The sequence below is a fragment of the Paenibacillus sp. NPDC056722 genome (genome assembly GCF_042790635.1).
Taxonomy (GTDB): Bacteria; Bacillota; Bacilli; order Paenibacillales; family Paenibacillaceae; genus Paenibacillus_AQ; species Paenibacillus_AQ agri.
Window position 1 is genome coordinate 515,218 of sequence record NZ_JBHTYV010000001.1, and the last position, 21,141, is coordinate 536,358.

20 protein-coding genes are annotated in these 21,141 nt (G+C 48.1%); 2 read left to right on the forward strand and 18 right to left on the reverse strand.

Annotated elements, in window-relative coordinates:
- Positions 1 to 5: 5 nt before the first annotated feature.
- From fliE to ACFRAM_RS02515, 11 genes are all read right to left on the reverse strand, one after another.
- The gene (fliE, locus tag ACFRAM_RS02465) at positions 6 to 320 is read right to left on the reverse strand and encodes a flagellar hook-basal body complex protein FliE (protein WP_175371987.1); all 315 of its coding nucleotides are present in this window, start codon (positions 318 to 320) and stop codon (positions 6 to 8) included.
- A gap of 31 nt (positions 321 to 351) precedes the next feature.
- Positions 352 to 798, reverse strand: a complete 447-nt coding sequence (flgC, locus tag ACFRAM_RS02470; RefSeq protein ID WP_379464382.1) for a flagellar basal body rod protein FlgC — start codon at positions 796 to 798, stop codon at positions 352 to 354.
- A gap of 6 nt (positions 799 to 804) precedes the next feature.
- Positions 805 to 1,212 (reverse strand): flagellar basal body rod protein FlgB, encoded by a 408-nt coding sequence (gene flgB / locus ACFRAM_RS02475; protein ID WP_175371949.1) that lies wholly within the window; start codon positions 1,210 to 1,212, stop codon positions 805 to 807.
- A 378-nt stretch (positions 1,213 to 1,590) separates the two neighbouring features.
- Positions 1,591 to 2,991 carry an ATP-dependent protease ATPase subunit HslU gene (gene hslU / locus ACFRAM_RS02480; RefSeq protein WP_175371950.1) on the reverse strand — a complete coding sequence of 467 codons (1,401 nt, stop codon included), beginning with the start codon at positions 2,989 to 2,991 and terminating at the stop codon, positions 1,591 to 1,593.
- Positions 2,992 to 3,026: 35 nt separating this feature from the next.
- Positions 3,027 to 3,569 (reverse strand): ATP-dependent protease subunit HslV, encoded by a 543-nt coding sequence (hslV, locus tag ACFRAM_RS02485; RefSeq protein ID WP_066362188.1) that lies wholly within the window; start codon positions 3,567 to 3,569, stop codon positions 3,027 to 3,029.
- A gap of 16 nt (positions 3,570 to 3,585) precedes the next feature.
- The gene (gene trmFO / locus ACFRAM_RS02490) at positions 3,586 to 4,959 is read right to left on the reverse strand and encodes an FADH(2)-oxidizing methylenetetrahydrofolate--tRNA-(uracil(54)-C(5))-methyltransferase TrmFO (RefSeq protein ID WP_379464383.1); all 1,374 of its coding nucleotides are present in this window, start codon (positions 4,957 to 4,959) and stop codon (positions 3,586 to 3,588) included.
- A gap of 21 nt (positions 4,960 to 4,980) precedes the next feature.
- The gene (gene topA / locus ACFRAM_RS02495) at positions 4,981 to 7,089 is read right to left on the reverse strand and encodes a type I DNA topoisomerase (RefSeq protein WP_379464384.1); all 2,109 of its coding nucleotides are present in this window, start codon (positions 7,087 to 7,089) and stop codon (positions 4,981 to 4,983) included.
- 164 nt (positions 7,090 to 7,253) lie between these two features.
- A complete protein-coding gene (gene dprA / locus ACFRAM_RS02500; RefSeq protein WP_379464385.1) occupies positions 7,254 to 8,372 on the reverse strand; it encodes a DNA-processing protein DprA in 1,119 nt (372 codons plus the stop codon).
- 225 nt (positions 8,373 to 8,597) lie between these two features.
- Positions 8,598 to 9,527 carry a succinate--CoA ligase subunit alpha gene (gene sucD, locus ACFRAM_RS02505; protein WP_175371954.1) on the reverse strand — a complete coding sequence of 310 codons (930 nt, stop codon included), beginning with the start codon at positions 9,525 to 9,527 and terminating at the stop codon, positions 8,598 to 8,600.
- A gap of 67 nt (positions 9,528 to 9,594) precedes the next feature.
- Entirely contained in the window at positions 9,595 to 10,752 is a 1,158-nt protein-coding gene (gene sucC, locus ACFRAM_RS02510) for an ADP-forming succinate--CoA ligase subunit beta (protein WP_175371955.1), read from the reverse strand.
- 347 nt (positions 10,753 to 11,099) lie between these two features.
- Positions 11,100 to 11,567, reverse strand: coding sequence for a MarR family winged helix-turn-helix transcriptional regulator (locus ACFRAM_RS02515; RefSeq protein ID WP_066362202.1), 468 nt, complete (start codon positions 11,565 to 11,567; stop codon positions 11,100 to 11,102).
- A 144-nt stretch (positions 11,568 to 11,711) separates the two neighbouring features.
- On the opposite strand from ACFRAM_RS02515, the gene ACFRAM_RS02520 reads away from it, so the two are divergent.
- Positions 11,712 to 12,140, forward strand: a complete 429-nt coding sequence (locus ACFRAM_RS02520) for an organic hydroperoxide resistance protein (RefSeq protein WP_379464386.1) — start codon at positions 11,712 to 11,714, stop codon at positions 12,138 to 12,140.
- A 406-nt stretch (positions 12,141 to 12,546) separates the two neighbouring features.
- Here the strand turns inward: ACFRAM_RS02520 and ACFRAM_RS02525 are convergent, their stop codons facing one another.
- The gene (locus ACFRAM_RS02525) at positions 12,547 to 12,744 is read right to left on the reverse strand and encodes an HIT family protein (RefSeq protein ID WP_379464387.1); all 198 of its coding nucleotides are present in this window, start codon (positions 12,742 to 12,744) and stop codon (positions 12,547 to 12,549) included.
- A gap of 309 nt (positions 12,745 to 13,053) precedes the next feature.
- Between ACFRAM_RS02525 and ACFRAM_RS02530 the strand changes: the two genes are divergently transcribed.
- Positions 13,054 to 13,989, forward strand: a complete 936-nt coding sequence (locus tag ACFRAM_RS02530) for a hypothetical protein (protein WP_379464388.1) — start codon at positions 13,054 to 13,056, stop codon at positions 13,987 to 13,989.
- A gap of 1,119 nt (positions 13,990 to 15,108) precedes the next feature.
- Here ACFRAM_RS02530 and ACFRAM_RS02535 read toward each other — a convergent pair.
- From ACFRAM_RS02535 to ACFRAM_RS02560, 6 genes are all read right to left on the reverse strand, one after another.
- Positions 15,109 to 16,926, reverse strand: a complete 1,818-nt coding sequence (locus ACFRAM_RS02535; RefSeq protein WP_379464389.1) for a YifB family Mg chelatase-like AAA ATPase — start codon at positions 16,924 to 16,926, stop codon at positions 15,109 to 15,111.
- Positions 16,927 to 17,155: 229 nt separating this feature from the next.
- Positions 17,156 to 17,665: a phosphoesterase gene (locus ACFRAM_RS02540; RefSeq protein ID WP_379464390.1), complete on the reverse strand. Its 510-nt coding sequence runs from the start codon at positions 17,663 to 17,665 to the stop codon at positions 17,156 to 17,158.
- A gap of 39 nt (positions 17,666 to 17,704) precedes the next feature.
- A complete protein-coding gene (locus ACFRAM_RS02545) occupies positions 17,705 to 18,118 on the reverse strand; it encodes a hypothetical protein (protein ID WP_379464391.1) in 414 nt (137 codons plus the stop codon).
- A 125-nt stretch (positions 18,119 to 18,243) separates the two neighbouring features.
- Positions 18,244 to 18,630, reverse strand: a complete 387-nt coding sequence (locus ACFRAM_RS02550) for a YraN family protein (protein ID WP_379464392.1) — start codon at positions 18,628 to 18,630, stop codon at positions 18,244 to 18,246.
- On the reverse strand, positions 18,630 to 18,929 hold the full coding sequence (locus ACFRAM_RS02555) for an EscU/YscU/HrcU family type III secretion system export apparatus switch protein (protein ID WP_066362218.1): 300 nt from the start codon (positions 18,927 to 18,929) through the stop codon (positions 18,630 to 18,632). Before ACFRAM_RS02555 ends, ACFRAM_RS02550 begins: the two co-directional genes overlap by 1 nt.
- Positions 18,926 to 21,118 (reverse strand): DNA ligase, encoded by a 2,193-nt coding sequence (locus tag ACFRAM_RS02560; RefSeq protein WP_379464393.1) that lies wholly within the window; start codon positions 21,116 to 21,118, stop codon positions 18,926 to 18,928. Before ACFRAM_RS02560 ends, ACFRAM_RS02555 begins: the two co-directional genes overlap by 4 nt.
- Between the last annotated feature and the right edge of the window lie 23 nt (positions 21,119 to 21,141).

The window sequence follows — 21,141 nt, forward strand, 5'->3', positions numbered from 1 at the left end:
ATTATTTAGATTTGAGTTCTCATAATTTCCTGGTAGGCCTCTATCACCTTGTTCCGGACTTGTGTCGTAAGCTGCAAACTAAGCAATGCTTGTTGCGAAGAAATCATTGCCTCGTCCACGTTCACTTCTCCGAGAATAAACTTGTTACTCATCTCTTTCGACTGCTGCTCTTGGGCAGCCACTTGATTCAATGCATTTTCCAGGTAAGAGCCAAAGCTCTGTGTGTCATTCACTGCCGGACCAGATGAAGATTGTGATGCTGCCGGTTTAAGTGCAAGCTGCTGAACTCCCTGTGAGCCTATAGCTAGATTATTCGGTATCAACTATGTTCCCCCTTGGTCAAATTTACGGTTAGCGTCCGATTTCGAGCGCTTTGGTTACCATTGCCTTCGATGCGTTCAACATCGTTACATTCGCTTCGTAGGAGCGAGATGCAGACAGCATGTCCACCATTTCCTTAGTGATGTCCACATTCGGCATATACACATATCCATTCTCATCCGCATCGGGATGACTTGGATTGAATACCGGCTTGAACGGAGAAGAATCGTCCGTAATGGCCTGGACGGTTACACCCTTGACGTCACCATCCATCTTATTTTGAAGGATGTCCGAGAACTTGTTGCCTTCTGCTGTCTCCAGAACGACCATTTTCCGCCGGTAAGGAACAGCCTTGCCATCCACTACCGAAGCCCTTGTCGTTTCTGCGTTGGCAATATTCGAGCTGATTACGTCCATCCGCAGCCGCTGTGCGGTTAATGCAGAAGCACTTATCCCAAAACTGCTACCAAAGTTCATTGAGTATTATCTCCCTTCAACAACTGAGCGCATCATCGTAAATTGGCTATTCAACAGCCCGACATATGAATTGTATCTGAGCTGATTTTCAGCGCTTAAAGCCATCTCTCTGTCAACATCTACGTTATTGTTGTTATTGTTCATTGAGGTGGTTTGATCTGTGCTATAGACGGAAGCCGGTACGATCTTGTTCGAACCGAATTGAAAATGCCGGCGATCTGTCACTCTAGCGTTCAGATCCGACTGAAGCCCAAGCTCTTGCTGCTGAAGAATACTCTCAAATGAAACATTGGAGCGTTTGAAATTTGGTGTATCGACATTGGCCACATTATTAGCCAGCACAGATTGTCGTTGATTAGCAGCTTCAATGCCTCCCTGCAATCGTTGAAAACTGACACTATTCAGCAATCCCACGGAAATCCTCCTTCCAAAAGCTTTCGTAATAAAAAGAATTCCACAGCAACTTTACGAATCCCTTCTTGATTCGACAAATAAGTCCAAAAATAGTGCCGAACGTCTGGTTATAGGTCGAAAGTTGTCAGTGGTTTATTCCACTAGCGATCTCACATACTTTGATTCTCTTAGAATTTGTATATTATTACAATAAGAAATAAGCCCTATCTTTTCAGAAAAGAGAGGGCTTAAAGCACAAAAATGCTATTTTATTACATTACTCCTTATATTAAAACTAATATTTTGCATATTTTTACATAATATTCCTCAGTTTCGAGGAGATGTTGCATATTTCTAATTCCAACTACCCAAATTCGAATTATCTCGAATGCTGTCAATTTAAAGAATGTATTGGCTCAGATCACGATCCTGGGCAATACCCGACAGTTTGTCACGAACATATTCCGGTGTGATTACCATTGTATCCAGTGTCAGCTCAGGGGCTTCAAAGGAAAGATCCTCCAGCAGCTTCTCCAAAATAGTATGCAGACGGCGTGCGCCGATATTCTCCATGTTCTGATTAACAGACGCTGCAATCTTAGCGATTTCCTCAATAGCTTCCTTCTGGAACTGCACTTCGATGTTCTCTGTCTGGAGTAAATGAACGTACTGCTTAGTCAATGCATTCTCCGGCTCCGTCAAAATAGATACAAAATCCTCCAGCGTCAAGCTGTTCAGCTCAACCCGAATTGGAAAGCGCCCCTGAAGCTCAGGAATAAGGTCTGAAGGCTTAGCAATGTGAAAAGCACCTGCGGCAATGAAAAGCACGTAATCGGTCTTCACAGGGCCGTACTTGGTCATCACTGTAGATCCCTCGACGATTGGTAAAATATCACGCTGCACGCCTTCACGGGAGACATCTGGACCCGAACCTTTGCCTTGGCTGGCTACCTTGTCGATCTCATCGATAAAAATAATCCCGGACTGCTCGGCTCTCGCCACAGACTCCTGGATTACATCATCCATATCAATCAGCTTGGAAGCTTCATCCTGGATCAGCACCTTGCGGGCTTCCTTAATCGGGAGCTTGCGCTTCTTGGTGCGTTTAGGCAGAAGGCTGCCGAACATTTCTTGCATGTTCATCCCCATCTGCTCATTGCCCTGCCCGGCAAACATATCCATCATATTAGGGGATGCGTCCTCTACATCCACTTCGATGATATCCTCTTCCAGTTGCCCGGCCAGAAGTTTGAATCTGACCCCTCTACGGCGTTCGCTGAGGCTACTGTCCTGCTCGGTCTCCTCCTTGGACTCATCCTGGCCCCCATTCCCGCCAAAGATCATCTCAAAGGGGTTACGCTGGGATTTGTTCTTGGAGGAGGAAGGCACCAGAATAGAAACGATCCGTTCGTTAGCCAGCTCTTCCGCCCGGTCCTGAACCTTCTCGGTCCGCTCCAGCTTCACCATCCGGATAGCAGTCTCCACAAGATCCCGAACCATGGACTCTACATCACGGCCAACGTAACCAACCTCGGTAAACTTTGTAGCCTCGACCTTGATGAAAGGCGCATTGACCAGCTTGGCCAGACGCCGGGCGATCTCAGTTTTACCCACACCGGTGGGTCCGATCATCAGAATGTTCTTCGGAACGACTTCATCACGCAGTTCTTCGGCAAGCAGACTGCGCCGATACCGATTTCGGAGTGCAACGGCCACGGATTTTTTGGCCTGCTTCTGACCTACGATATATTTATCCAGCTCAGCTACGATTTGGCGCGGGGTTAGCGATTGATTCACCATCGTGACTTCCTCCATCTCTTCTATGGCTGCTATGCCTATAATTGTTCAACAATAATATTGGAATTCGTATATACACAAATCTCGGATGCAATCTGCAATGCTTCCTTCGCAATCTCTGCCGCAGTCAGATTGGACGCGTGACGTTTAAGAGCACGACCAGAAGCTAGGGCAAAGTTGCCGCCCGAACCGATAGCCAACACATCATCATCCGGTTCAATGATCTCTCCGTTACCGGAAATCAGCAGCATGCCTTCCTTGTTCATCACAATCATCAGTGCCTCCAGCTTGCGCAGGACACGGTCCTGACGCCAGTCCTTGGCCAGTTCTACTGCTGCGCGCTGCAAGTTACCGTGATGCTCCTCCAGCTTACCCTCAAACTTCTCGAACAATGTAATAGCGTCAGAGACAGAACCTGCGAAGCCAGCAATGACTTGACCCCGATAGAGGCGCCGTACTTTTCTGGCTGTCGTCTTCATAATGACGCTTTCTCCGAATGTAACCTGGCCGTCGCCGGCTATCGCCGCCTGACCGTTATGTCTTACTGCACAAATTGTAGTTGCATGAAAGCTGGGAATCATGATTGCTGCCTCCTTATCAAGATAAGCTCTCTTCCTCTTCTTGGACTTCGCTGATCTCAGGTTCGATATAATTCAATTGTTCAAGAATTGCGTATTCAGCCAGGCTATCCAGCGCACGGTGGGCCAGCAGCTCGTTCTTTTCCTTCTTGTTGCGAATTTTCTTTTCAGGCTTCGGCAACAATCCAAAGTTAGCATTCATCGGCTGGAAGTGCTCTGGGTCGGCCGAAGTGATATAAGCAGGCATACTACCAAGAACGCTATCCCCAGGGAAGATCAGACCTTCCTGTCCCTTAGCGGCTCTGGCGGCGTTAATACCAGCGATCAGGCCGGAAGCTGCCGATTCTACATAACCTTCTACACCTGTCATTTGACCGGCAAAATACAGCCGCTCATGACCCTTCATCTGATAGGTAGGATGTAACAGCTTAGGCGAGTTAATAAAGGTGTTGCGGTGCATAACGCCATAACGAACATACTCCGCATTCTCAAGTCCTGGAATCAGAGAGAACACTCGCTTTTGCTCGCCCCATTTGAGATGGGTTTGAAATCCTACAAGGTTATACAGCGTTCCTGCCGCATTATCCTGACGCAATTGCACAACGGCATAAGGTAGCTTGCCTGTATGCGGGTTAACCAAGCCTACTGGCTTCATCGGCCCGAACAACGCGGTCTGCTTGCCACGTTTCATCATAATCTCAATCGGCATGCAGCCTTCAAAATAAATCTCTTTCTCAAATTCTTTAAGTGCCGCTGTTTCTGCAGTGATCAGCGCATCATAGAAGACATCAAATTCCTCTTCTGTCATCGGGCAGTTCAAATATGCCGCCTCACCTTTGTCATAACGGGAAGCCAAATAGACTTTATCCATGTCGATAGAGTCCTTCTCGACGATTGGAGCAGCCGCATCATAGAAGTAGAAATATTCTTCTCCCAGCAAAGCCTTAATCTCAGCGGACAACGATGGGGAGGTCAGCGGACCGGTCGCAATGACAACGATCCCTTCCTCCGGTATATGCGTAAGCTCTTCATTTATAACCTCAATGAGAGGATGATTGTGCAAAGTAGAGGTGATCTCGCCGGAGAAACCGTCGCGATCCACTGCAAGCGCACCACCAGCCGGGACCGCATTCCGGTCCGCTGCTCCCAGAACAAGCGAATTTAAGCGGCGCATTTCTTCCTTCAATACGCCTACAGCATTGCCTAGTCCGTTGGCGCGCAGCGAGTTGCTGCACACCAGTTCGGCAAATTTGTCTGTATGATGGGCCGGAGTCTTCACAACCGGTCTCATCTCATATAATCTAACCGGCACCCCTTGCGAGGCAATCTGCCAGGCTGCTTCACTACCGGCCAAACCGGCACCAATTACTGTAACTCTCGAAATATCCGTCAACTTCTTTTCCTCCTGAACCTATTATTCTGCTAATTCTTCGTTGTCGCTATCATTGTCCAGAACTGCTTCTGTATGATCACATGAGGTACACTGCAGCTTGACCCCTTGTTTGTTGCGCTTCTCTACCATCCAAGAACCGCAAGCAGGACAAGGCTTCACAGATGGACGATCCCAAGAGACAAAATCACAACCCGGGTACTGATCACAGCCGTAGAAGACGCGACCCTTCTTGCTGCGGCGTTCTACTACTTTACCCTCATGGCATTTCGGACAGTTAACGCCAATATCTTTGACAATTGGCTTCGTATTCCGGCAATCCGGGAATCCCGAACAAGCCAGAAACTTCCCGAAGCGGCCAAGCTTATACACCATTGGCTTGCCACATTTTTCACAGAGCTCGTCGGAGACTTCATCCTCGATCTCGATTTCTTTCATTTCTTCTTCAGCGAACTCCAGCCGCTTCTCGAAGGATTCATAGAACTCAGCCAGTACCTTCACCCAGTCCTCTGAGCCTTCCTCCACATGGTCAAGATCGCCTTCCATGTTGGCTGTGAATTCAACGTTCAGAATCTCCGGGAAGAATTCCTCCATCTGCTCGATGACTAATTCACCCAGCTCTGTCGGCATGAATTTCTTCTCTTCAATGGCCACATAACCACGCTTCTGGATCGTCTCCAGCGTTGGGGCATACGTACTTGGACGCCCTATGCCCAGCTCCTCCAGCGTCTTAACGAGCCTTGCTTCCGTATAACGTGGCGGCGGCTGTGTAAAATGCTGCTTCGGATCGATGTCTTGTGTATTCAGGTGATCTCCTGACTGAAGCGGCGGAAGGAACTTCTCCTCATCCGTCGTGCCGTCATCATTCCCTTCCACATACACTTTCATGAAGCCGGGGAAAGATACCTTGGAGCCCACAGCACGGAAAATGGCTGGTCCTGCGGCAATATCCACCGAAAGCGTATCCAGCAGGGCTGAAGACATCTGGCTGGAAACAAACCGTTCCCAGACGAGTTTATAGAGACGGAATTGATCACGACTCATGAACTCTTTTACTGTCTCAGGTTCACGCAGAGCCGAGGTTGGACGAATCGCTTCGTGCGCATCCTGGGCTCCAGCAGCCTTCTTGGAATATTGACGCGGAGATTCTGGTACAAACTTCTCACCGTACTTGGACAGAATCAGTTCTTTTGCTTCTTCTTGCGCCGTCGCCGAAATCCGCGTAGAGTCCGTACGCATGTAAGTTATAAGACCGACAGTACCTTCTTTGCCTAATTCCACACCTTCATACAGCTGCTGAGCTACCGACATAGTCTTGGCTGCCCGGAAACCGAGCTTACGAGCCGCTTCCTGCTGCAATGAACTGGTGGTAAACGGCGCAGAAGGATGACGCTGCCGTTCCTTTTCCTTTACCTGACTAACTGTAAAATCGGCTCCCTTGATCGCCTGAAGAACTTCCTGAACATCACTCTCTTGGTTCAGTTCTTTCTTCTCACCGTTCAGCTTATGGAACTTAGCTTCAAAGTTCGTATCGCGGATACCAAGTTTGGCGGTAATGCTCCAATATTCCGTAGGAACAAACTCACCGATCTCGTTCTCGCGGTCCATAATAATTTTGACAGCAACCGATTGAACCCGTCCGGCAGACAAGCCTTTTTTGACTTTCTTCCATAATAATGGACTGATCTTGTAACCCACAAGCCGATCCAGAATCCGGCGAGCCTGCTGCGCATTCACCAGATCCATGTTGATTTTCCGCGGGGTCTTGAATGCGTCCTTAACCGCCTGCTTGGTAATTTCGTTAAAAACCACCCGACATTCTTCGGTATTATCCAGATCCAGCGCATGGGCCAAATGCCAGGCAATAGCTTCTCCTTCGCGGTCCGGGTCAGCCGCCAGATATACTTTTTTCACTTTTTTGCGGGCATCCTTCAATTCTTTCAACACGGAGCCTTTGCCACGAATGGTAATGTACTTCGGGTTGAAGTCATTCTCGACCTCTACGCCGATCTGACTTTTAGGCAAGTCACGAACATGCCCCATGGATGCTTTAACAATATATTTACTGCCCAAATATTTGCCGATCGTCTTCGCTTTCGCGGGCGACTCGACAATGACCAATGTATCCGCCATAATACGTCCTCCTCATTAACACTAAAACCTTCTATACAAGATAGCCCCTCTACCCAAACCTTTATACTGCGGTCTTCTTCAAAAATTGGCGGGGACCTTCGAAAATAAATAAGTTCCTTCGAAAATACAAGGAAGATTCATCATCATGATGTCCTCTTATATTTTTAAATAATCTTATAAATGGCACCCGGTAATTGTGTTACCGCTTTTTTTATGATTAAAGATAACAGAACTGAATGCAAAAGTCCAAAATCCCACTGGCTTCTCGCTAGAAGCTCATCCAAGGTAAAGGGCCCCTGATGCAGTATATGGTATAGTTGGGACTCCTCTCTTGTCAATTTCTTTTCACCAAGCCCCTCTTTATCGAGAGGTTCAGCATCCCCGTTATTTCTTGCATTTACTGGAGGTTGAGACAGACAAAACTGATAATCTTCAACAATATCTGCACTGCCTGTGACAAGCTTCGCCCCCTGCTTAATCAAGTCCAGAGCCCCTCTGCTTTTGGGAGATGTAAGTGGTCCTGGAACAGCAAACACATCACGTCCTGCCTCCAAAGCTGCATCAGCTGTAATAAGTGAACCGCTGCGGCTGTCGGCTTCCACTACCACGGTTCCAAGGGACAGACCCGCAATAATCCGGTTGCGCCGTGGAAAAAGACCCGGGTGACTCGGCGTGCCCAAAGGGTACTCGGTCAGCACTAGCCCATCTTGGGCTACAGCCCGTAGTAACTCCCGGTTCTCGGGAGGGTAGACCTTATCCATTCCCGTTGCGGTCACAGCAATCGTACTTCCGCGACTTTTCAGGGCAGCTTTGTGACAGACGCTGTCGATCCCTCTGGCAAGACCACTGACTACCGTCAGACCGGCTGCACTTAATTCCTCTGCCAGCATCTCACCAATCTTGATACCGTATGCAGTAGGCACACGGGTACCCACCATGGCAATTGCAGGACGGGATAATAGTTCCAGTCTTCCGCGATAGTACAGTACCCAAGGGGGCTCTACCGTTTCCTTTAACATATCGGGGTAATCTTCATCCAGTATAGTTACCAGACCAATTCCTCTTTCTTCTATTAAAGAGTGTCTCTCGGCGATCCATTCGGGTGTATATATGGAGGCAAGGGCAGCCGCCACTTTCCCGTTCAGTCCGATGCGCTCCCAATCCTCAGGAACACAAGAAAATGCTTTTTCCGACAATAAACCGGCAGCACAAATCTTATCAATGCTCTTCCAACCGACCCCTTGAACCTCATTCAAACCGAATAATAAATCCCGTTCCTTCATTTTGCACTCTCTCCCTTTTAATGGAAGGACCGACCTCCCTATTTTGTGACACACCGCTTATAATTGCAAGTCCTCTCTGAAATCCCGAATTTGCGCAAATATGCAAAAAAGCAACCTTCCATTCCCGCAGGAACAAAAGGTTGCTTACCTCTGATCACATTATACACGAAAGAACCCTGCAGCGCAGAGCCTTTCATGTACATATTATTAACGTTAAAATAAATGCTAGTGAGTGGTAAATGTACTTAAAATACCGCGTTCTTCAAGCACGCTTACCAAAGTAGAGCCCATCTCTGCCGGAGTCGGCGCCACTTTAATTCCGCATGCTTCCAGAACAGCGATCTTCTCACTGGCTGTGCCTTTTCCGCCCGAAATAATGGCACCGGCATGACCCATCCGCTTGCCTGGAGGTGCAGTAGCCCCGCCAATAAAGCCGACTACCGGCTTAGTCATATTATCGCGAATCCAAACCGCTGCTTCTTCCTCCGCTGTACCGCCGATTTCACCGATCATGACGACCGCTTTAGTACCCGGATCTTCATTAAACAACTTCAAAATATCAATAAACTCCGAACCTTTGACAGGATCACCACCGATACCTACGGCAGAGGATTGTCCAATTCCCCGCGTAGTCAGCTGATGAACCGCCTCATAGGTCAAAGTTCCACTGCGTGAGACTACGCCGACATAGCCCGGCAAGTGGATATAACCTGGCATTATGCCAATTTTGCATTCTCCAGGGGTAATGACTCCAGGACAGTTAGGCCCGATCAGGACTGTGGAACGGCCTTCCATATAACGCGATACCTTCACCATATCAAGTACCGGAATCCCCTCTGTAATACAGATTACGAGATCCAGTTCCGCATCTACGGCTTCCATGATAGAGTCTGCGGCGAATGCTGGCGGTACATAGATTACACTAGCGGTTGCACCTGTTGCCGCTTTGGCTGCGACTACAGTGTCAAATACCGGCAGACTGACCTCTTCCCCATTCTCCAGCGTAATATTGACCGTCGTTCCGCCTTTCCCTGGCGTTACACCACCAACCATCTGGGTTCCGTAATCCAGCGCGCCTTTGGTATGAAACAAACCGGTCGAACCCGTAATTCCCTGCGTGATCACTTTCGTATTTTTATCTACAAGAATGCTCATTCTTCGTCACATCCCTAATCATTTTGTCAAATACGATCCACTGCGAAACCACTCCGCAGGGCTATTATTATACGAGAGAAACAATCTTACGGGCTCCATCCGCCATCGAGTCGGCAGGTACGATATTCAGTCCCGATCCGGCCAGAATCTCCTTACCTAGTGCCACATTGGTACCTTCAAGACGCACCACCAGTGGTTTGGTCAATCCGAGTTGCTTGGCAGCTTCCACCACACCGTTGGCAATGACATCACAGCGCATGATACCGCCGAAGATGTTGACAAAAATTCCGTTAACCTTAGCATCGGACAAAATAATCTTAAATGCTTCAGTAACTTTCTCAGTAGTGGCACCGCCCCCTACATCGAGGAAGTTGGCGGGTTCTCCGCCATAATATTTAATAATATCCATAGTAGCCATAGCCAAGCCCGCACCATTTACCATACAGCCAATATTGCCATCCAGGGCAATGTAGCTAAGGTCGTATTTGGAGGCTTCGATCTCTTTCTCATCTTCTTCCTCCAGATCACGAAGCTCCAGAATGTCCTTATGACGGAACAGAGCGTTGGAATCAAAATTCAGTTTGGCATCCAGCGCCATAACATTTCCGTCACCTGTAACGACCAGCGGGTTGATCTCTGCAATGGAGCAATCCTTATCCACAAAAGCCAAATATAGCGCTTGCATGAACTTGACGGCTTTATTTACCAATTCGCTCGGAATGGCTATGCTGTATGCAAGTTTACGGGCCTGAAAGGTCTGAAGCCCTACTGCCGGATCAATAATTTCCTTAAAAATCTTCTCGGGATGTGTAGCGGCAACTTCTTCAATCTCCGTTCCGCCCTCCTCGGAAGCCATCATTACGACGCGGCCAGTTCCGCGGTCCACAACAAGTCCGATATAATATTCCTTCACAATTTGGCAGCCCTCTTCGATGAGGAGCCGTTTCACCACTTTACCTTCCGGGCCGGTCTGATGAGTGACAAGTGTCTTGCCGAGAATCTCAGCAGCATAGCTGCGAACCTCATCCAAATTCTTGGCCACCTTCACGCCGCCAGCTTTGCCGCGTCCACCTGCATGAATCTGAGCTTTCACAACTACCACCGGGGTGCTCAGTGATTCTGCGGCTGCGACCGCTTCTTCCACCGTATAAGCTACTTTTCCGTTCGGTACGGCTACGCCGTACTTCTTAAGCACTTCTTTTCCCTGATACTCGTGGATATTCATTCCGGAAGCCTCCTAAAGTGTTGCGGTGACCGAGCAGGCAGCCTGCAGTCATTCCGCTTTCCGTTTTGATTGCCGCGATGCCCGGGTTCAGGCCGGTACAACAGTTCACTTGCCCGGAGCAGGTAGAAACGGATTAACCGCCCGTATGGACGGCTCGCGTTTCTGCGGGAAACATAAGGTCTCATCTAAGACTTAGCTTACATATAACCTATATGCCCAAAAAGGAAACCCAGAATATTGTAACACGTTTTTGAAACGCTTTCCTTAAAATAATTCATAATTTATACACATATTTTCGCTTGGTTTCATGCCGGAATGCGAACAATCATCTTGACTTCATTCCGCTACTATTTCTTGGATGCACTCGTATTCGCACTATGAACACGCCCCAGCAAATCTTTGAACTGAACCAGAAGGTCTCCCAGTTCTTTCTCGGACATGTCCGTCCCTTCCATCATTTTACTTGGAATACAAGCTGCTTCCTTCTGCAAATCCCATCCGAGCGGTGTCAGGGAAATGAGTACCTTGCGCTCATCCTGAAGCGAACGCTCCCGCAAAATAAGACCTGCCGCCTGAAGACGCTTCAGGAGTGGTGTCAGCGTGCCGGAGTCCAAAAACAGAGCTTCACCCAGTTCCTTCACCGTGCATTGTTCTCGTTCCCATAACACGATCATTACGAGGTATTGCGAATACGTCACGCCTATTTTGTCGAGATAAGGCTGATACAGCTTCGTTATCTCACGTGAACAGGCATAAATGGTAAAACATAGATGATTATCGAGCAAAAGCTCGGTGTTTGTTGACTTTTCTTGCATATCTCTTCACCCACCTTATAGAACTATTTTATCATAAATCACTCTCGATATCATAATTATTGCAAAAAATAGTTTGACTATTATTTTATTTGTGTTAAATTAAATTGTGTACAATATATAAATAACGGAACGGAGAGATTTATAATGATGACTATCCAACAAAAAATGTATGAAACAACAGTAAAAGCGGTGGGTGGAAGAAACGGCTACATCGAATCCGAAACTCCAAAGCTTAACTTGAATATCAGCACACCACGTGAATTGGGTGGTGCTGGCGGTGAAGGAACTAATCCTGAGCAACTGTTCGCTGCAGGATATTCTGCTTGTTTCGACAGTGCGCTGAACATGGTAGCACGACTGGGTAAAGTAAAAATCGAAGGCAGCGAAGTCACTGCAACTGTGAGCTTAGGCAAAGTGGAAGATGGCGGCTTCGGCATTGCTGTCAAACTGGATGTCCTTGTAAAAGGTGTTGACCACGACACCGCAGTTTCTCTTGTAGAAGCCGCTCACGGCGCCTGTCCTTACTCCCGCGCTACCCGCGGTAATATTTCAGTGGAATTGAACGTACTGTAAGCAAGCTGGACTTATCTACTGCACCTCTTCAAAAAAATTAATCTTTGCCTCTGTTATGTAATATGCCTTATACGCTTGGAATCAGCGCGATACAAACAAGCCACCCGGAGTGCCGGGTGGCTGTTTTTGCGTTTCAAAGTTCTGTCTCTAGACTTTACTTTTAGTTACATTTAACTACAATGTTGATTTATTCCTCACTTAATTCCTTGAGAGTATTTTCTTTGGTTTGGTTTAATCGTTTCTCAGCACCATGTGGGTGTAGTGGTTCACCCCAGGTAAATCCATCACCTTCGTACCTTGGAATCAGATGCATATGGTAATGGGTAAGGTCGTTAAATTGTCCTCCATCTTGACAAATCCTTATACCGTCAGGTTTAAACAAACTTTTCAAGGCAATTGAAAGTTTTTACGAAGCATCCATAATAGCATAAGCAGTCTCTGACTCCATCTCTTCGACATCCCTATAATGCTTTTTGGGGAGGATTAGAGTATGTCCTTCATTAAATGGAGCAATATCAAGCACACAAGTAATGAGTTCATTTTCATAAACAATATTCAAGTTGGGTTCAATACCGTTAGCGATTCTACATCCTAAACATTCCATGTACAGCATCACTCCATCCTACGCGGTAATTTTCATAGTTCTCATGGTATCGAAAGTTTGATCTATCTTAAAGAACCATGCATTGATTAACATATCTTTCCTATTCGATTTAGTATTTTCAGATTCCTTATTGTCTAATTGTCGAAACCATACTGTTCACTGCCTTCTGCTAAATTTACGAAACCTTATACATTACCCATCGTATAATTTGGATATCAACAGCAAAAAGGTAATATTAACATCTATTTCTATAATTATACTTTTATTAATTAATATTTTGAGGGGGTAATTAAGATTTCTAAAAAACAATTGGCTCTAGGTATTGTTATTACGGCAACTTTACTATCTGGCTGTAGCTCTTCTGACGGTAAAGCATCGAATACAAACATAAACACAAATTCTAAAGCAAATACAGATTCTAACACAAATAAAAACACCGTTGCTGCAGATTCAAAAAAAGAGAAGAAACTAAATGCATATGAAAAGACAGCTCTTGAATATGTTAATGTTTTTATGAACGGAACTGATCCTGAAGCTAAGAAAGCATTCATAACTGACAATATCCACACGGAGGTCCAGCCGATATTCCAATTACTTGCAGCTAAAGAGGTCCCCGAATCTTCAAAGCTTCAAGACCCCAAAGTCCTTGAATCGCAAGATTATAAAGATAAGGAAGGCAAGAAAAACAAGATCGTCCTAATAGAAGGAACAAAATCATCCCTTCCTAACAGTGAAATAATCGTACTGTTCGTAGACGAAAAAATAGTTTGGGTTACAAGTGCTACGGACAAGCAAACATTTGATGTAGTTAGGAAAGAATTTAAGCACCCAATTCCTGAGAACTCTTCTGTAGAGAATTCTGCTACCGATCCTAAAGCTACACTTCAAGAAATTCAAAATTTTATTGTTTCAGACATTTGGAATACCGGATTTGTTGATATAAGCTGGTACCTCGCCGACGGAACAAGCAGTACAGGTGAAAGCTTGGATATTGATTTTACAATGGAGCAATTAGGGAAAGCCATCGACAAAAAATCGGAGTACGATAAATACATACAATCTCTTTCCGACGAATACAGCTCGGTTAAAAATACTTGGGGAAAATTATCTGCTGAAGTGGATCTCTTGTATAAGCATCTGCAGTCTAATCCTCCAAAGGCCAACGATTCTAGCAATAAACTGGATAACGGCAAGCTCAAGCAGTACATGCAGGCATTCGAAAAAGATGTTTCTGCCCTTAACTAAGCCATAAATAACAGAAGACCCTCTAGGGCACCAAAAGTGCACTTCTTAAAATAATACTGGACTACATGCTTGATTGATATATCCAGTAATTATAAGAGGCCACTGAAAAACTACTTGTTTTATCGAAGCACAACAATTTCAGGGGGTCAAATATGATTCCCGGAACGCGAAACGAGCCGTAGAAGCCATTCTAGAGGCTCGTTTTTCTCGTGTATTTTTTGTAGAGTCTTTTTCAGTGGCCTCAATTATAATGAGGGGTGTTTTTCGCGTCACGACTACAAAATCATTGCTTGCTTAGTTAAGGAGCGGACTCCAGAGTCCTTATTACCCATACATCCAGCCATTTAGAAAGATAACGGACTCCAGAGACGCTATGGATAGAAACCCTGTTCAGCTTTCGCTGTTTTGTAGGAAATAACGTTATCTGAATCCGCTCCATCTTTCAGGACAACTTCATGTGAACATTAACGGCTATACAGTCCGTTCGCTCCCATAAATAAACTCCAGCCTACGGAAGGGGTTACTGTTATGTAGATGGTTTGATCTGTTCCTTTGGAAGGTAATGTTGTTGTTGTGTCTTTTTTCTTGCTTTATAAGGCGAACTAAAGATCCGAATGTAAAGCTCGCTCGTCACTTCAGTAGAATGTTTCGACTTCCGGTCGCGTGCTGTATAGAACGCATTGAAATAAGGACCAAAGCCTAGAAGTTATTCCCGAATTGCAATTAACGGCATTTTTGTACCTTAAATACTCTGCAGCTAAGTCTTAGAGGGAATTAAGTGCAATATTGTACCTTAAATCTTCCAGAATCCCCCGTTCAGCGTACTTTTCCGAAAATTAAGATACAAAAATGCCCTTATTTGATTTTTTTACCTATATTAAAGAAAAATAAGGTACGAAATTGCACTTAAATTGGGAGGTAGAACATTTTTCACTGTTAAAACGCCTGGTAAAGGAGAGGAGCGGTTTGCACCCTAAAGCCCTAACTGCACCAGCTACTGGATAGAAACCGGAATAATTAACAGTATCTTAGAATCACACCTGATCTTCTGTTTGAATCTTAATTTCACTTAATATAGTCAAGTCAATAACTTATGATTAGGAATCTTACTCTCCATTGTTATTCCAAGGCCGTCACCTGCCGGTCCAAGTTGCGGTATTGAACCGCTTCGGCGATGTGATTTGATTCTATGTCCGATGCTCCGGCCAGATCGGCGATTGTTCGGGCTAGCTTGATGATCCGGTCGTGCGCACGCATACTGAGCCCGAGACTCTCCAGAATGTCATATAGTATCACTGAACTTGCCGGACCTAGCTTGGCATACCGGCGCAAGGCAGCGCCGGATAATTCGCTGTTCCATGAGATCGGCAGCTGCTTGTATCGCTCTGCCTGAATGGCTTGGGCTGTAGCTACTTCGGCACGCATCTCGGCGGAAGACTGCACATGTCCCTGCCGTTCCCATTCTCTTGGACGTGGCACCTCCACTTGCAGATCAATACGATCTAGCAGCGGCCCCGAAATCTTGGCCCGGTAAGCTGCAATCTTGGCTGGGCTGCACGTGCATACTTGCTGCGGATTCCCGCTTCCGAGAAAGCCGCAGTTGCACGGATTCATCGATGCGGCCAGCATCACACGAGCTGGAAAAGTAAAAGCCGCCCGTGCCCGGCTTATCGTGACCACCCCATCTTCCAGCGGTTGCCGCAGTACTTCAAGCACATTTCGTGAAAACTCGGGAAGTTCGTCCAGAAACAGAATTCCGCGGTGAGCAAGGCTGACTTCACCCGGTTTTGGTGTGCCTCCGCCGCCGATCAGACCTGCCGCCGAAATCGTATGATGCGGAGAGCGGAACGGACGGGTTCGAAGTAGCCCGTTTCCTGCATCCTTTAGCTTTCCGGCGGCACTGAAAATTTTGGTCACCTCCAGCGCTTCCCGTTCATTCAAGGATGGCAAAATACCCGGCAACCGCTTAATCAACATGGTTTTCCCTGTCCCTGGAGGGCCCATAAGCATAATGTTGTGCATCCCAGCGGCTGCGATGATCAGCGCGCGCTTGACATGCTGTTGTCCCAATACATCGCTGTAATCCTCAGTCATTTCATTCTCTGTTATTTGAGAGTCGCGGGAAGAGAGGTTGTGGGGAGTATATTTAAGATGCTCCAGAGAAAGCGCCTTTGTCGGCGGGCGTTCTCTTACAGTAGCACCATTAACTACGGTTACAGGAAAAGGAAGCTCTGCTTGGGGAGCACCCCCTCTGGAATAAACCATGTTGTCTGTGTCTGTGTCTGTGTCTGTGTCTGTGTCTGTGTCTGTGTCTGTGTCTGTGTCATAACGATTATCGCATTGTGCGGCGGTCATTAAATCAGTATATTGCTTGTCCCCAGTTGGACGGGTCTGCTTGATCTGCGTACTACTTTTAATTTGGACACTCTCTCCTGTATCCGGTTCAGGGATTTCTCGCAGATGGTCAGCAGCGTAAATAGTCATCCCACTGATCAGTGCGGCTTCCGCCGCGTTGACCCGGGGCAGCAGCACGGACCGAAAACCGGCACTACGCGCCGCCTCAACCATAGGCAGCACGCCATTCACTGCTCTTATGCTGCCATCAAGCGCAAGTTCGCCAAGCAACAGCATTTCTGATGCTGCGGGCATAACAAGCTGACCGCTCGTACTCAGAATGCCGATTGCTATTGCCAGATCAAAGGCTGAACCTTCCTTGCGCAGATCCGCAGGAGCCAGATTAATCGTGATCCGCTGCTGTGGATAGCGGTACCCGCAATTTTTAACGGCAGCACGCACTCGTTCCACAGCTTCACGAATTGCTGAATCAGGTAATCCGATAATAGTCGTTTGGGGCAATCCATCCGCTATATCGATCTCAACGCCAATCATGATGCCTTCTATTCCATACAAACAGGCACTATAAATCTTTCCGTACATAACAAAAACACCTCTCCTCTTGAAATATGCCCTTAACAGGCGCTATCGTTTCAAGAAAATAGGTGCTTCCTAATTTTCCGGTAAATCCTATGATTTTCATGGTTAAGGTTCATTATAAATTCAATTGCTGTCCTTAAGCAATCTGCTTCTAAAGGTTGTCCCCATCCAACATTCCTCGCACCCATGTAAAAAGACTCAAATATGCATAAATATGCAACCCACTTCGTCATTATCCTTCTTCACTAACTACAACAGAATCCCTAATCTGTTCAAAGGAAAGCGGGCGATAATCCCAATGTTCTACACATATATTGAAATGATTTTTCCCTTCATATTTCTGCCCATGAATATGACCGTGCACATTTACGTAAGGCATATGCTTGTTCATGTACATCGGTTCATGGGAGAGAAAAAAGAAGTCCTTGTAGATGATCGGATATTCGCTAACTTCATGGAATCCCGTCTCCAACCACCAATCGCGGCTTCGTCCACGGTCATGGTTACCTAAAATGAGGGTTTTGTAACCGTTCAGCCGCGCTACAATGCTGCTGGTGTCTTCTTTGTTAAGAAAAGAAAAATCTCCCAGATGAAACACCTTATCTTCCGGGGCGACGACAGTATTCCAGCTTGCGATCATGCTCTCATTCATTTGGGTGACATCGGCAAACGGCCGGGATTCAAAGTCAATAATCAGCTTATGACCAAAATGATGATCAGAGGTAAAAAATACTTTTGCCATTATCCATCCTCTTTCCTGAATAAATATAGGTTCTGCCGGTTATTTTCCGAAATCCCGCCTGTTTATCCGGTCTTGCATATCCATCTGAATTAATTCTTCCAAAGGAGGTACCCTTTCATTCTCGATCAGCCAGCTCCGCATTTCCTTAATGGCTTCTACCTGTCCATTACCCTTGTCCCGCCATGTCAGCAATTCTATAACTCTTATAATTAGTGCCAAGAGACTGCTATTACTGCTCTGGGTCTTCTCGGCGCGTATTTTCTGAAACAGGGCTTCATTCTCCCAATCAATCAGTATTTCTTCGGAAATGGCCGGCCGCATGACGGTAAAGGTCTTGCTGCACTGGCTACAACAGACAATTGACATTGGCTCGGCACCCAATTTCGCTTCGAGCTTCTTTCCGCAATGCTGACATGCAAAATTCACCTGTATCTCTAGTGGCTGGTTCTTCAATGGGAAGCCCTCCTCGTGGTGCTAATGAAAAGTTACACTAATGTTTACCCATTTCTTTTCAGAAATGACCCACCTGTGCAGAGGCTCCGGAAAGGCTTCTTGATGTAACCGGGAAACAAGCCTTGTTAAAACGCCCCACGGATATGGGTCATGGAAGCTACGCTAAGATCTTCCTGCAACCAAACAGCGATCACGTCAAACAAGATCCGTCGCTCCTCCTGACCTGTCATATGCAGATAAATTAGTGCCATATTGCGTACCTGTTGGATTTTGCGACCATTGACCGATTCTTCTGGTGTGCCCTGCCGTAGCGTTCCACTTCGGCTTCTGACCTCTACAAAAACCAGGCTACCCTCGTGCTCTGCTATGATGTCTATCTCACCACTTCGGCAGCGCCAATTGCGCTCTACAATGATGTATCCCCGGGAGGACAAGTAATACACCGCCGCCGCCTCGGCAGCGGCACCCTTTTGCTTGCGGTTATAAGGTATTCCTGAAGCACCGCTCTCCATTATAGATCCAGCTCCGATGCAGCACGGTCGCTCTGGTAGACAAAGCTTAATATCTCCGCCACCAGCTGATACAGTTCGGGTGGAATCTGCTGATCCAGATCCAGCTTGGAGAGTACCTCAACCAGCGCCGCATCCTCCTGGATAACTACACCGCTCTCCTTGGCCTTCTGAAGAATGATATCCGCAACAACGCCCTGTCCCTTGGCGACCACGACTGGAGCCTCGGCCTGATCAGGGGAATATTTCAGCGCAACTGCCTTTTTAAAATTTTGCCGGATTTCATTCTCAGGCTCATTCATATACGGTAATCTACTCCTTTGTACGAATCCGGGACATAGTCAGCCAGCTTGCTGCCACTATCTGAATTGTCAGTCAGGCTCTTCTCCGGTAACGGCTCTGTTCTTAAAGACAATAATTGATAACCTATCGACTCCACAGCCGCCCCGATGTCATCACGCCGCTGCTCCAGCAATTCCAGTACCGCCGGATGGTTGTTGTGCATCTTCAGGCTGACAATACGATTCACCACCTGCACGTCCACCAGAGTCTGCCCGAGCTGCTTCATATCCAGATCGAACCAGAGCCGGCAATTCGCCGCATCCAATTCCCCCTTGCGTCCCCGTCTTGATTGAATATGGACAGAGGCTGTCTCTTGCCCATCTTGCCCATGAAGCGGCAGAAACAAGGTCACCTGGGCAAATGGAGCCGTTCGGTCTGTATTTAGCAGCAGCTGTTGCCCGGTCAGCTGCTGAACTAATTGGCCCGCGGCTTCCTTGACCGCGGGCGGAACCTCGCTGCTGCCCATTACCTGCAGCAGCACGCCCTTGAGCGTCTCGGCGCCGTCATGTCCGGCGCCGGACGCCCCGCCCAGCGCAGCCTGCGGCAGCTGGGCCTCACGCCCTCCCGCGGCCGCCAGAGGCACGGCCGCGGGGCGCACCTCCGCGGCGGCTGCGCCGCTGCCGCGGACGGCCTGCTGCTCGTGCTCCGCACCGAGCAGCTTCAGCACCCGCCCCACCCACGACTCACTGTCGTGGGCCAGGGCGGTGCCCGGCTGCGGCGTCACTGCCGCAGCATGCTGTTCCCCGCGCGGCGCTGCCAGCGCGGGCTCTTGCCCCGCCGCAGCTGGAGGCGGAGCGATCTGCCCCAGCGGCGTATCAGCCGCAGGGGCCTGGGGAGCGCCCGCCGCGCTAGCTGGCGGGGCAGCTGTGAGCTGCGGCAGCGTGCTGCGCAGCTCGGACAGTACGCCCTGCAGCTTCGCGAGCAGGGCAGTGCCGGACGGCTCTGTCGGTCCGGCCGTCAGCTTGCCTGCTGCAGACTCAGCAGGCAAGCTGACGGTTCTGGCGGAGCTATTCGGTGCCGCCTCTTCTCCGGCGGCACCAACTGCCTCTGCCCCGGCAGAAGACGCGGCTGCTGACGCTTTTGACACGGATGCTTCATTGCCTCTAACAACATTGCCCACCTGGCTCTCCTCTTCACCTTCCATAGAGGCAGCACCCATCAATGTAGATGCTTGATCCGCATCTACCGGTACGGTCCCTCCGCTGCTATCGGGATTAACGCCACCATTCACATTCACCGGCACAGAACTGCCTATGGAACCTCCGCCGTGACTTGTACCCGCTGAATTCACTCCAGTTCCCGTCGTTCCCGAAGCGCTCGAATTATTGACATTTTCAACGTTAGCTGAAGCACCCGTTGTTCCGACGGGTCCATTCCCTTTGCCAGCCCCATTGTCTGCAACTGGTATGGCGGCTGTACCCGCATTTTTGCCTTGGGAAGCTCCTCCCTCCAGCTGAGAGTTACCAACGGATGCCGGGGTTGCATTCATACCGTTCGCAGTTCCTGGGTTTGGCGAAACCGCCGATCCCTTGCCATCTGCTCCCGCTTTGCCAGCCCCCTGTTCTGCCCACAGGTTCAATTGTTCCTCAAGCGATGACAACAAATGATGCAATGGAGGACCAAACACGGCCTGCTGCAGCCCTCTCACACTTTCAGCCGTAACCGGCAGTCCTCTTTTGACAGAGATCACCGCCGCTTCCAGCCACTGTTCTGCAGGAACATCGGGTGGCTTGGCATTCATGATCATATTCAGCTTTGCAGCCGTTTCCTTCGTTAATGCCAGACCTCCGGACTGCATCGCCAGTACAATCTCCCGTCCAGCTTTTGCATCACTTAATCCAAGCGATTCCAATGCTTCACCCATACTCTGCGGGACAGTCGTTTGCCCAGGAGAGACCGGCTTTAGAACCGGCAATCCGTTTTCTCCAGGAGGAGCTACTTGCAGATTCAACGTCTGCCCCGGTTGTAGCGGTGACTCCAGCTCCGCCCGGACAGGGGCACCTTGAATTTGCACCACAGCCTCTTTTCCCGAATCGGATACGCTTAGAACCACACCGCGAACGACCTGACCTTCCTTTAATTCCACAGACTTGGGCTCACCCGGCTTGCTGTCACCAAGCAGCCCACGGATCAATGAACCGATATTCATCTTTTGCCCTCCTCCAGTTGTTC

Coding starts and splice junctions, on each gene's coding strand:
- flgC (WP_379464382.1), bottom strand. CDS start 798: ATGAACTTTGGTAGCAGTTTTGGGATAAGTGCTTCTGCATTAACCGCA.
- hslU (WP_175371950.1), bottom strand. CDS start 2,991: ATGGTGAATCAATCGCTAACCCCGCGCCAAATCGTAGCTGAGCTGGAT.
- hslV (WP_066362188.1), bottom strand. CDS start 3,569: ATGATTCCCAGCTTTCATGCAACTACAATTTGTGCAGTAAGACATAAC.
- topA (WP_379464384.1), bottom strand. CDS start 7,089: ATGGCGGATACATTGGTCATTGTCGAGTCGCCCGCGAAAGCGAAGACG.
- dprA (WP_379464385.1), bottom strand. CDS start 8,372: ATGAAGGAACGGGATTTATTATTCGGTTTGAATGAGGTTCAAGGGGTC.
- sucD (WP_175371954.1), bottom strand. CDS start 9,527: ATGAGCATTCTTGTAGATAAAAATACGAAAGTGATCACGCAGGGAATT.
- sucC (WP_175371955.1), bottom strand. CDS start 10,752: ATGAATATCCACGAGTATCAGGGAAAAGAAGTGCTTAAGAAGTACGGC.
- ACFRAM_RS02515 (WP_066362202.1), bottom strand. CDS start 11,567: ATGCAAGAAAAGTCAACAAACACCGAGCTTTTGCTCGATAATCATCTA.
- ACFRAM_RS02520 (WP_379464386.1), top strand. CDS start 11,712: ATGATGACTATCCAACAAAAAATGTATGAAACAACAGTAAAAGCGGTG.
- ACFRAM_RS02525 (WP_379464387.1), bottom strand. CDS start 12,744: ATGGAATGTTTAGGATGTAGAATCGCTAACGGTATTGAACCCAACTTG.
- ACFRAM_RS02535 (WP_379464389.1), bottom strand. CDS start 16,926: ATGTACGGAAAGATTTATAGTGCCTGTTTGTATGGAATAGAAGGCATC.
- ACFRAM_RS02540 (WP_379464390.1), bottom strand. CDS start 17,665: ATGGCAAAAGTATTTTTTACCTCTGATCATCATTTTGGTCATAAGCTG.
- ACFRAM_RS02550 (WP_379464392.1), bottom strand. CDS start 18,630: ATGGAGAGCGGTGCTTCAGGAATACCTTATAACCGCAAGCAAAAGGGT.
- ACFRAM_RS02555 (WP_066362218.1), bottom strand. CDS start 18,929: ATGAATGAGCCTGAGAATGAAATCCGGCAAAATTTTAAAAAGGCAGTT.
- ACFRAM_RS02560 (WP_379464393.1), bottom strand. CDS start 21,118: ATGAATATCGGTTCATTGATCCGTGGGCTGCTTGGTGACAGCAAGCCG.